Raw genomic sequence first — 10177 nt, 5'->3', positions numbered from 1 at the left:
AGAAGTCCACGACGGCAGCCGGTATGGAGAGTAACTAAACACCCTTGGCGGACCAGATTTGCGTGTCGCCTAAGGACCAGTTCACGATGACGCTTGATATATGTAATCGGGGGGGCTGAAGGGGGTCTCGATGACCTTGACAGAGCCAGAGTTCCTAGGCCGTAATTTTTCGAGAATGCGGTATACTGGCTGAGCGAGTTCGGCTTCGATGGCTGCGGCTCGATGCCGTCCAGGCTTGGGGCGTGGACGTACGCGCGCCCGTATCCTCCCACCACAGCGCAGTGCCCCCAACGTCAGTAACATCCCCGGGTGAGGCAATAGGCGGGGTCAAATCTTCACTTCGCTTGACACCTCTCGTCGTTGGAGACGAGGAGCACAGGCGTGATCTGATCCCTTATCGACTGCCGCACAGGCCGACCAGGTTTTCATTCAGTTGGAACGACGATTTTCCTTACTCCATCCATAAGATCGCAACCGGCGAAACCGGCGGTCACTACCGGCCCGATGCTGAGGCGCCGTCGCGCAAACCGACCGCCCTATGGCAGTCTTCGCGCATTTCGGGGTCCTGGTTACGATACACCCGTCTCTTCTGAGGATCCGCGGTCGGAGATGGCGGAGCACGAACGTGCCCGCCTCATCGACGATCTCGTGCTTATGCCGAGGGCGGTTAAGGACAGCCGGCTGGAAAACCAGCATCCATATCCCGCGCTAAAGAAGGGAATCTGGTGGCTCGAAATGCACCTCTTGGAGGCAATATTTTTCTGCTCATCTTGTTTTTCGTCGCAGGCATTCTCGTGCAGCGGGCGATGGGACAGGACACGATTACCCGAATGAAGCTCTGCTCGCTCAAACGTCCGCAGCACCATATCGCTCCCAGCATACAACGGACCGGCCGCTCGTTCTGCCGCCATCGGGAACCTTTGGCGACGGCAGCGATTGATATTCGTTGACCCGGTCTGGCGGGTCGAAGGGATGATGACCTTCGAGCCGAGGACCGCATTGACGGAAATGGCAATGGAGAAACGTGATGGCCGAGCAGCTTGATGAACGAGGCGAACCCAGGAAACGACCCACGGCGCTAACCGGACGAGGTTCTCGGCGCGGGAAACCCGTCAGGCGGGAATGGGTGTCCGTGTTTTCCTGGTGCTTGCCGCAAGTCTTTTCCTGGCGCTGCTCGCATGGGGATTTGTAGAATGGAGCCAGCCCGACGCCAGTCAAACAGGATCGGTAGAGCCCTCACACCAGGCTCCGATGGAAAAGCCGCGGAGCACTGAACAACTTCCGAGCACCGAGAGCCCGTAAGGCACGGTTCCGACAGACCGCACCCCCACCCGGCAGTGAGGCTCGGGCGCGCCAAGGGAGAATTAACCCCAAACGATGCCAACAGGTAAATGGGACGAGGCCGCGCGGTTCCGCTCATAGTTGGATAGCCTTGAAGTGTCTGCGCCCCGGCCCGGGAGGGGGCCGGGCGAATCTTGCGGTTGCGGCGGAGGACGCGGACGTTGTGCCGGATAAGGTCATCGCGTCGTTGGATGCGGTCAAAGTCCTTCGAAGCTATGACGCGGTACTCGCCGTCAAGCTCGATCGAACGCGCAACTTCTCGGAACCAAGCACAGTGCACCTTGTTCTCCTCATGAAACGAGGAGCAAGGACATGAATCCTCACCGCCGCGATCCGGGCGAGCGATTGCCGCCTGTACCACCGCCGAACGAGGGGCCGCGCCCGATCAGGGAGCCCGACTCCGAAGACATGCCGGATGAGAAGAGAACGCCAAATCCGGACGAGGTCCGGGAACCGCCCATTCACACCCATCACGGCTTTCGCACCGCGTCAAATGTCTTAATTCAGTCCATACGGGCTCTCGTCATGGATGGCCGCCAATAAATCGTGCAACCAGGCATCGAGGCCCTGAGACCTGCGCCTTGTCCCGGCTAGCGCGATAGCGCGCTCAAGCGTACGCTCAACGAGCAGGTCGGCGGCCTCGGGAGGCGCTCCGGCCATCAGGAGCCGCGCCCTGTAGCGCAGCCCCGGTATAAGTTCACAGATCGATTGATCGGTTAGTCCGACATATAGCGGCGCAAAGTTTGACAGATTTTGGAGGTGTTGCTCAAAGACAGCATTTACGAGATCCGACGCGCCTGCACACTTGCTTAACCGTGCGGCCGACCGGAACCGTTCGGGCACGCTCATGTCGTCGTAACCACTAAAAAAGACCACGGGTACCGATCTGAGCGCGAGTTCGTCCCCCACGGGAAAGATCAGCTCGCCATTGAGGTTGATATCCAGAACAGCAACTTGAACGTCGAAAGCCTGAGCAAGGCTCTTCAACGTTTCTTTTACTGTGGGCGTCGGGCCAATTATTGTCGCACCGGCCTTTTCGAGCCAAAGTGCGATATCATTTGCGACAAAAAATTCGTCCTCAGCAACTAACACCCGCAATTGCTGCAGGTCCGGCATCACAAGCCATCCTTTTGCATTCTGACCACCTCAGTGTTTCCGGCGCGAGGGCCTGCTGATCGATTTCGTCGCCTGCCGCTTGTCCAGGGCTCGTTGCAGCCTAATGGCAAGGATCAGCAATCGATCCGGTACGTCATCAACTGGCACCTCATAGCTCTCGACCGGTCGGGACGCCACACCGCCTACCAGCAACTCCTCGTTTTCATCCTCGGCTTTTTTTCCCGGTGCCATCGTCTCAAACCTTGGTTATCCGAATGCCGCTCTTTCGGTCGTCCTCGCCGCCTATGGCGGCGCTTAAGAAGGATACGCTGTCGACAGCGAGAAGCCAAGCTTCCAAGCCCCAGGACATCCTGCCCTGGCAAATGAGTCACGAAAAGTCAGCGAGCGTACCGGGCATCCGATGAATCCGAACGCCGCTCGCCGCTGTGGTCAGGGGCGCTCGAACGAATGCGGCTGTGCGACCTTATCAGGTGGGTTGCCCAGGGGCACGGTCACCGTCTTTGTCGTTGAGCGGACCCGTAAGTTGTTCTGAACGTGGGAAACTCCGGAGAACAATTCGGCACAATCTTCAGCCCGGTGTTTGGCCTGCCTGCTCGTTACTTCCCACGCAAGCGTCACCTCGCCGCTAGCAACCGCTACGTCGGAAGACATCGAGTCCCGACGGTCGCCGTAGCGGCATCCAATTGCTTCCTCGCGTTCATCCTCCTTGTCTAGCAGCTCTTCCGAGAGCTCCCACCTTCAAGACGCTGAAGCAGGTGCTCATGACGCCAGGACTTTAAAGCCGCTGCTGTGACCTCTCGCGTCGAAGAGACATCGTCACCGACCTTTGGCGTCAGGCGGTATGCAGCCGCTCCGGGAGCGCATTGGAACCAAATGCTCTAAAACGGGTTTGAGGGAACAACTAGGAGAGCTGATCATGAAGAGAACCGTCATGGCGAGCTTGCTGGCGAGCCTGTCTTGCGGCGGCGGCGCAGTTGCGCAAACTGCAACAGTCATCGTACCGGGCGAAGCTCAAACCTACCTACTTGAGCAGAGCAGCCCTTCGGACGTGTATCAAGGCGACATCGCTGTAGCCACCCGTCTGCCTGATACCGTCGAAATCCAAACGTTTCCTGATCAGCCGGACAATGGATATGTCGTTCAAACGACCAAGGGGTGATGATCAATCAGCCCCCGCTCGGCAGGTACGGGAGCAAACCGACGAAAACGACTTTATCGCTGTGTAAGGAGACCGCAAAATGCTTGGAACCGTACTTCTAGTCATTCTCATCCTGCTGCTCATCGGCGCTTTTCCGGCCTGGCCCCATTCATCCGGCTGGGGTTACGGTCCGTCTGGCGTTCTGGGTGTGGTGGTGGTCGTTCTTGTGATCCTCCTTCTGATGGGACGGATCTGATTGAGCCGGCGGGAAAGTCCGCAGGTAGGCGATGGCGCCGACCTCATCTACGTCTCCGACACTGAACCGGGTTACACCCGGTTTCGTTCCTCAAGCGGCTTTGTCTATCGGCGTCCGAACGGTGAACAGCTAAAAGATTCCCGCGTTCTTGCCCGTATCCAAGCGCTTGGCTTGCCCCCAGCTTACGAGAACGTCTGGATCTGCATGCAGGCAAACGGTCATCTGCAGGCGACAGGTTATGATGCGCGTGGTCGAAAGCAATATCGATATCACCAAGCATGGCAGGAGATGCGAAGCAACGCCAAATACAGCCAGCTTCCAGCTTTTGCTAAAACGCTCCCCCGCCTGCGACGCCGGATCCGCAAGCATATGGAGGGGCCTGTGGACGACCCTTTCACCGTACTTGCTGCTCTTGCGGCGCTGCTCGACCACGCGCCCCTTCGCATCGGAAACTCGACATACGTGAAGGAGAACGGGAGCTATGGCGCCGCAACGCTTCTCAAGCGCCACCTCAAGATTACCGACGATAGCATCGAGCTCAACTTCAAGGGCAAGGGCGGGAAACGTATCCGAAGACGGCTGAGAAATCCGCGACTGCAACGCTTACTTGAGGGAATCGCCGAACTCCCGGGCCGCCAGCTCTTCGTATCCGTGGGGCAAGATGGAAAACCCGAGCCAATCGAGTCGGGGCGCTTTAACCGCTATCTCGCAGAGATCAGCGGGGCGCCAATTTCGGCCAAAACGTTCAGAACTTGGGCTGGGAGCGTTGCCGCATATTCTGCCGCTCGCCAAGCATTCGCTCAGGGTCGACGCCCGACGATCAAAGAAATGTGCAACGCGGCGGCAGAGGCGCTGCACAACACGCCGGCCGTTTGCCGTAAGAGCTACGTGCATCCGGCAGTCCTCGCTCTTGCGCAAGCCGAGCAGAAAATCCCGCGGGTAAGGCCAAACGCAAAAGCCGTACCCGGACTTCGCGCCGACGAAATGCAGTTCCTGCGCTTTCTTAATTGGCTCGCCCGGCACGCACAGGGTTAGGGCTGTCCATTGTGCCTAAGTCTGCGGATAATAGCAGCATCCTCAGATTTCCAAAGCTCGCCGCAGAGTGTGGTCGATCAGCTTCTGCACCAGAAAGCCCATTTTGCGGTACCCTCTGTTCGCGATACCGGTGAGTGCATCTTCTTGGCTCGCAATATCGCAAGCCGCGGCAGTACCTCCCCCTCTTCTGCTGCACCTTCGGACCGCCGTCAGCCAACGCCGGTTTGTCGGCTAGGCTCCTCTACCCCAGTCGCGACCTTCGAGGCCAGTGAGGATGCTCTCGATCAATATCGCTCAACGACGACAATATCCGGACTGCGTGCGTGCTAACGTCGACGACGACGAGGCGACGAAACTTCGCTGCCAACCGCCCTTTCGGTAGATGGTTCCTCATTCGGGGAAGCCGCGGCGCAAATCGCTGGAACGAAACTGTGGTTTGTATGTTCGGCTGGCCGAGGAGTGCACGGAGATGCGCATGGACACGTCGGCGCGAGATGTCAGCCGCACAACACACCGGATTCCGATGCACACGGCGTCGTCTAGCCGGAGAAACCGTTTGGCTCGGTCAAAGCTGATGACTGAGTGAGCTCGGCTTTAGATCGACGGCATCACAGTCGGCCAACGAATGCTCAGCGCTTGTAACCGGAAAACGCAAGAAGCGTGTCCGCCTACAATCTCATCGGGCAAGGTTCACCCAATGCACGGACCGCGCCGACGGAAGGTAGATGGGATCTCGGCTCGCCGGCACCTCTTCGATAAAGGAGGTTGAAAAATGCCCATGCTATTACGTTTTCTCATCTGGCATTTGTCGTCTGGATTTGCACTGGGAGCCCTCACCGCACTGGTAATCGCCGTTAGCTTCCCGCACGCGCTCGGTCATGATCGTGCGATCGAGCCCGTTGCTCTTTTCCTTCAGATATATGCCTTCGGGGCGTCGTTTGCTCTCGGCAGCCTCGGCACCGCGCTCATGGGAAAGATCGATTGATTTCGTGGCGCCGAGCCGAGTATCGTCGCGTTTAGCGACGCCCAGTCCTGGTTCGAGTATTTTCCGAACCGGCGATTGTAGTTTCGACGCTGATGCTTGTGTTGCAGTGGATATTCTTGCGCCATCGCGGCTCGCCCAAAACAAAGAAGGTCGACGCGGCAAACCATCAGATCACAAAAGACTAGCTGTTACGCGGGTGGGGGCGAAGGGCGCATCGGCCCTCCGCCTAGTATATCGTAAGTTAAGCTGCAGCCTTAATATTTGCAGCGGACAAAGCCAACTTGCTCAAAGCCTTGTCAGTCGCACCCTCTTCCTGAAGGGTCTGATCGAGCAAGGCGACGGCGGCGTCCAACCCAAGCTGCTTGGCCCAGGTCTTCAGGGTACCATATCTCGCAATCTCATAGTGTTCGACCGCCTGGGCCGCAGATATCAGCCCGGCGTCAAGGGCCGGACTTCCTTTGAACTCCTCGATGATTTCTTCGCCTTCGGCAATCAGGCCTTGAATAGCTTCACAGGTTTTACCCTGTGCGCGCTTGCCGATGATCTCGAAGACCTGTTGCAAACGCTCCACGTGGCCTTCCGTTTCATCGCGATGCTTTTCGAAAGCGGCCTTGCTATCAGGGGATTGCGCAGCCCGCGCCATTTTAGGCAGTGCCTTTAGTATCTGCCGTTCGGCGTAGTAAATGTCCTTCAACGTTTCGTGAAACAGCATGTCTAAAGTCTTCTCCGGCATGGCAACCTCCTTCGCCTTGGTGGGAGCGGTTCTAACACCGTCCGGCTTCAAAGGTTCCGCAGTGGAACAAAATGCACGAGTCGCTCTTTGAGGGGTTTACGCAAACCTCAAAGCCGGGTGATCCGCCAAACAAAGGATACGTCGGCGATCACGGGGACCAAGTCGAAGGAGAAGTCGTCGCGGCAGTTCGCATGGCTCTTCGCGCGATAGAGGAGCGCATAACACTCTGCGAAAAATGGCTGACGATGCGCGCGGCAGTGACCGTACTGCCGCCGCGAGAGCCAGTAAATCGGCGGGCGGAAGAGAGAGCAGGGATGCCGCGGCTTTGCGGCATGGATTGGACCAGGAGTTTGCACCGATCCGGCGTGATCACAACTTAAAGGCGCCTGGAACAATACTCACGGCTGCGGGTTCAATGCCCAGATGATTCGTTTCGGCCGTCGGGGAGAAACATATGCTAAAGTGGGCTATTATATTTTTTGTAATCTCGGTCGTAGCAGGCTTGCTTGGCTTCTCGGGTGTTTCTGCAGCAAGTGCTGGTATAGCGAAGATCCTCTTTTACGTCGCTCTGGCGATATTCGTGCTGTTTCTCGTCCTTGCCTTCATGGCAGGAAGCATTGCCTTCTAGCGCGAAGGTTCTGCGCCGAGGACGGCGCAGACCTTGTCCTGAGACCTGAAGATTGTGAATTTGGCTGTTACTCGGCGCGATCCGGCTATTTTTCGTCAAAGCCCACGGAGTATCATGGCCCGGCGCCTGACGATGGCCTATCCTTGGACCCGTCACGCAGTTGTTTTGCGCTTGCAACGCCGCTGCTTTTCCGTCCGCCTGCGAAGGAGCGCATTGCCCTTCGCTTCATTTTTTTGTCTTCAACGCATCGGATGGACGCTCCGGTTCTCAGTTGTTTTCGCCCACAGCGTCGCGATCGGAATCTGGTCCGTCTTTCGCTGGGAGATACCCCTTTGCTCTCGTCCGGGCCTTCCCGACGAGGAGACTGGTCGGTGGTGCCCGAGGCGCACCGTTTTGCTCATATGCAACTCCTCTCCTCCCACCCAACCAGAAAGCGGCGCACAGGTTCCGTGCCACGGCCTCCCGTGGGACAAATCAGGTTTCACGACGAGAAGCGCGGTCTCCCCGCCTCAACAGAAACTGCGCCCGCTTGCCGGACACTTTCGAAAAAACCGCTGCGCTGAAGTGAAGGACCGATTCCCGCAGGGAAGCCTCTGTAACTCGTCCAGCATCCTCAGTTGATAATCTGAACGACACTACGAGTGCCAGTGTCCAGCACCGCGCGGTTGCCGACTACGACGTAGCGATACTTGATGTCTGGCCTCCGATGTTGAACTCACGTTCCGGCGTCGCCGCTTAGCTATTGGCCCTACGGCGAGTAGGCTGCCGGCCTTAAGATCCTCCTGATCACCAGTCGCGACCAAATCGCTTGCAAGGACCCTGCTTTTCGTCGGCCATCAGATCATCAGCATTTGACAAGTCCCATCCTTACTCCAATTCAGGAAGATGAGCTTGAGTGAAGTCGTGCGCGGCAAGGCGCATCGGGCAACAGCACGGGTTAAACGGTTCTTCGGCGAGAAACGGCGGCGCCCAAGCAGCCCCGTATCCTCGATGCGTAGCTTCTGGGGGCTGTTGCTCGCTTACTGGCTCTCTAATCGCTGGAGAGACGCTTGGGGCCTGACCATTCTCATCCTGCTGCTTACCGGATTGTCGGCTCAGGCAAGCGTATGGTTCGCGCTGACCTCAGGCGAATTGGTCAATCGGATCGCGAATTTCCACCACCCTACGGTACCGACAACGCCTGCGTCGCTTCTAAAGACCGCAGCGACGCTTGCTGCGATCGCGATCACAAGGGACGCGGGGTTTACTGCGGTCCGTCACTTCCTTTCGACCAGCCTACACCGAAAATGGCGCCAGTGGTTGGATGAACGCTTCAATCAGGCACTTCTCGATTCCAGTCACACCCACTTCCACTTGCAACAAAATGGCTTTGGTGGAGCGGGTGAAGGGAACACGTCATCGCCGGACAACATCGATCAGCGGGTGCAGGAAGCAATAAAGGGCATGACCGGCGGTGCAATCGGTCTGGGCATCGGCATCGCCGGGGTGGTGCTATCGCTCGCGTTCGTTGGCGGTAAGCTGATCGAAACGTCGAGCCCGATCCGAGGGCTTGACGTTCTTGGGGGCTACGGCAGCGCCTTCCTGACGCTGCTGGCGATTGCGATCTACGTGCCCCTCAACACATTCATTGCGGCCAAGCTGGGAGGTATCCTTCAGGGGCTGTCTATCCGCATTCAATCGGCGGAAGGCAGTTATCGCAGCGAACTCAACCAGTTCTTGCGCCGCAGTTTTCACGTTGCGGTTATCAGAGGGGAGCCCGCGCAAAAGGCGCTCAATGTGCGCCGGTATCAAGATATTGACCACACATGGGCGAGGCTCAATCGGATTACTGCCGGCTATATGGGCTTTGAGCTGGTGCATAGTTTCATCGGCTCACGCATCGTGGCCTACGCGCCGGGCCTGCTTCCCTATGTCGACAAGACCATCAGCCTACAAGACTATGTCACCGGTGCCGAACTAGCGACGGCCCTCATCAACGATTGCTCATGGTTTATTCATGCGATGCCTGACATCGCGACACTGCGGGCGGACGCGCGGCGCATAACAGAGCTTGCGGAAGCGATAGAAACGGTGCAGCGACCACAAGACTACTATGCTCAAAGTGGACCCGCCGCGTTTGAATATACCATAGCGGAAGCCGTAGAAGGCGGCTTGACCATCCATTCGGTCGAGCTCCTCCATACTGGTGAGGACGAGCCCTTTTTGACCGCCATCGAACTCAATTTCGCTCCGGGCGAGTGGACTTTGGTGATGGGTGAATCGGGGAGTGGAAAGACCTCACTTCTCAAGGCGATAAACGGTCTTTGGCCGCACGGTCGGGGCAAGATCACGTTGCCGGACGGTTTGCGAACTCTCTTTGCGGCCCAGGAGGTCAAACTACAGGGCGTTTGCCTGAAGGATCTCGTCTGTCTTCCGGATGACGCCCGTGAGCATAAGGACGCTGCGGTTTCCACGGCGCTTGAAGAAGCGGGGCTCCATGAAATTTCTGGGGAGCTCTTTGATGAAGGACGCGAGGGGCAGCAGTGGGACAAGCTGTTGTCCGGGGGTGAAAAGCAGAAGCTTGTTCTTGCGAAAGTCCTGTTGCTGAAGCCGGGTTTGCTCTTCCTTGACGAGGCAACAAGCGCTCTTGATGGGCAGGCGGTGCAAGCGTTTTATCAAGCGATCAAAGAGATTTGCCCGGAGGCGACGGTTATTGCCATTATGCACGATACCTCCTCGATCCAATCGGAGGGCGGAATTGATTTCTTCGATAGCGTGCTGGTGATTGAAGGAGGCATTGCTGAAAAGATGTCTATTTCGGCGTGGCGTTCTGCGCAGACGAACGCCCCACTTCGGTGATGCGGCAAGGTGCGCGGCGGCAATCAAGGTGAGATTCAGCGTCAATCAGGATGAGACTCGGCGGCGGGGGTGTGACGAAGGGAGGGCGTAGCCCGACCGGAGTTACA

11 protein-coding genes are annotated in these 10177 nt (G+C 57.7%); 7 read left to right on the top strand and 4 right to left on the bottom strand.

All coding sequences use genetic code 11. The features are described from left to right. Positions 1 to 725 precede the first annotated feature (725 nt). Positions 726 to 950, top strand: a complete 225-nt coding sequence (locus ASD01_RS35775; RefSeq protein ID WP_156400730.1) for a hypothetical protein — start codon at positions 726 to 728, stop codon at positions 948 to 950. Positions 951 to 1839: 889 nt separating this feature from the next. Here ASD01_RS35775 and ASD01_RS25320 read toward each other — a convergent pair. From ASD01_RS25320 to ASD01_RS35000, 3 genes are all read right to left on the bottom strand, one after another. Continuing rightward, complete coding sequence (locus tag ASD01_RS25320; protein ID WP_060644545.1) at positions 1840 to 2457, bottom strand: response regulator; 618 nt, start codon at positions 2455 to 2457, stop codon at positions 1840 to 1842. 30 nt (positions 2458 to 2487) lie between these two features. Next, on the bottom strand, positions 2488 to 2688 hold the full coding sequence (locus tag ASD01_RS36390) for a hypothetical protein (protein ID WP_060644544.1): 201 nt from the start codon (positions 2686 to 2688) through the stop codon (positions 2488 to 2490). Between the two features lie 198 nt (positions 2689 to 2886). Further along, positions 2887 to 3108 carry a BON domain-containing protein gene (locus tag ASD01_RS35000; protein WP_082584686.1) on the bottom strand — a complete coding sequence of 74 codons (222 nt, stop codon included), beginning with the start codon at positions 3106 to 3108 and terminating at the stop codon, positions 2887 to 2889. Positions 3109 to 3373: 265 nt separating this feature from the next. On the opposite strand from ASD01_RS35000, the gene ASD01_RS25310 reads away from it, so the two are divergent. The 4 genes from ASD01_RS25310 (at position 3374) to ASD01_RS25300 (ending at position 5871) form a co-directional block, all read left to right on the top strand. Next, entirely contained in the window at positions 3374 to 3616 is a 243-nt protein-coding gene (locus ASD01_RS25310) for a hypothetical protein (protein ID WP_060644546.1), read from the top strand. 79 nt (positions 3617 to 3695) lie between these two features. Continuing rightward, positions 3696 to 3851 (top strand): DUF3309 family protein, encoded by a 156-nt coding sequence (locus ASD01_RS34995; RefSeq protein ID WP_034798754.1) that lies wholly within the window; start codon positions 3696 to 3698, stop codon positions 3849 to 3851. After that, on the top strand, positions 3852 to 4886 hold the full coding sequence (locus ASD01_RS25305) for a DNA topoisomerase IB (protein WP_060530553.1): 1035 nt from the start codon (positions 3852 to 3854) through the stop codon (positions 4884 to 4886). Between the two features lie 772 nt (positions 4887 to 5658). Continuing rightward, positions 5659 to 5871, top strand: coding sequence for a hypothetical protein (locus ASD01_RS25300; protein WP_060516716.1), 213 nt, complete (start codon positions 5659 to 5661; stop codon positions 5869 to 5871). A gap of 241 nt (positions 5872 to 6112) precedes the next feature. Here ASD01_RS25300 and ASD01_RS25295 read toward each other — a convergent pair whose 3' ends face one another. Further along, positions 6113 to 6604, bottom strand: a complete 492-nt coding sequence (locus ASD01_RS25295) for a YciE/YciF ferroxidase family protein (protein WP_034798750.1) — start codon at positions 6602 to 6604, stop codon at positions 6113 to 6115. Positions 6605 to 7058: 454 nt separating this feature from the next. Between ASD01_RS25295 and ASD01_RS34990 the strand changes: the two genes are divergently transcribed. Beyond that, entirely contained in the window at positions 7059 to 7232 is a 174-nt protein-coding gene (locus tag ASD01_RS34990; RefSeq protein WP_034798746.1) for a DUF1328 domain-containing protein, read from the top strand. An 891-nt stretch (positions 7233 to 8123) separates the two neighbouring features. Beyond that, entirely contained in the window at positions 8124 to 10070 is a 1947-nt protein-coding gene (locus ASD01_RS25290; protein WP_244495303.1) for an ABC transporter ATP-binding protein/permease, read from the top strand. Positions 10071 to 10177 lie beyond the last annotated feature (107 nt).

This window comes from Ensifer sp. Root423, from assembly GCF_001426275.1.
Lineage (GTDB): Bacteria > Pseudomonadota > Alphaproteobacteria > Rhizobiales > Rhizobiaceae > Ensifer > Ensifer adhaerens.
The sequence above is the reverse complement of the archived record's forward strand: the minus strand, read 5'-3'. Positions and strand labels throughout refer to the sequence as shown.

Coding starts and splice junctions, on each gene's coding strand:
- ASD01_RS35000 (WP_082584686.1), bottom strand. CDS start 3,108: ATGTCTTCCGACGTAGCGGTTGCTAGCGGCGAGGTGACGCTTGCGTGG.
- ASD01_RS34995 (WP_034798754.1), top strand. CDS start 3,696: ATGCTTGGAACCGTACTTCTAGTCATTCTCATCCTGCTGCTCATCGGC.
- ASD01_RS25295 (WP_034798750.1), bottom strand. CDS start 6,604: ATGCCGGAGAAGACTTTAGACATGCTGTTTCACGAAACGTTGAAGGAC.
- ASD01_RS36390 (WP_060644544.1), bottom strand. CDS start 2,688: ATGGCACCGGGAAAAAAAGCCGAGGATGAAAACGAGGAGTTGCTGGTA.
- ASD01_RS25300 (WP_060516716.1), top strand. CDS start 5,659: ATGCCCATGCTATTACGTTTTCTCATCTGGCATTTGTCGTCTGGATTT.
- ASD01_RS34990 (WP_034798746.1), top strand. CDS start 7,059: ATGCTAAAGTGGGCTATTATATTTTTTGTAATCTCGGTCGTAGCAGGC.
- ASD01_RS25320 (WP_060644545.1), bottom strand. CDS start 2,457: ATGCCGGACCTGCAGCAATTGCGGGTGTTAGTTGCTGAGGACGAATTT.
- ASD01_RS25310 (WP_060644546.1), top strand. CDS start 3,374: ATGAAGAGAACCGTCATGGCGAGCTTGCTGGCGAGCCTGTCTTGCGGC.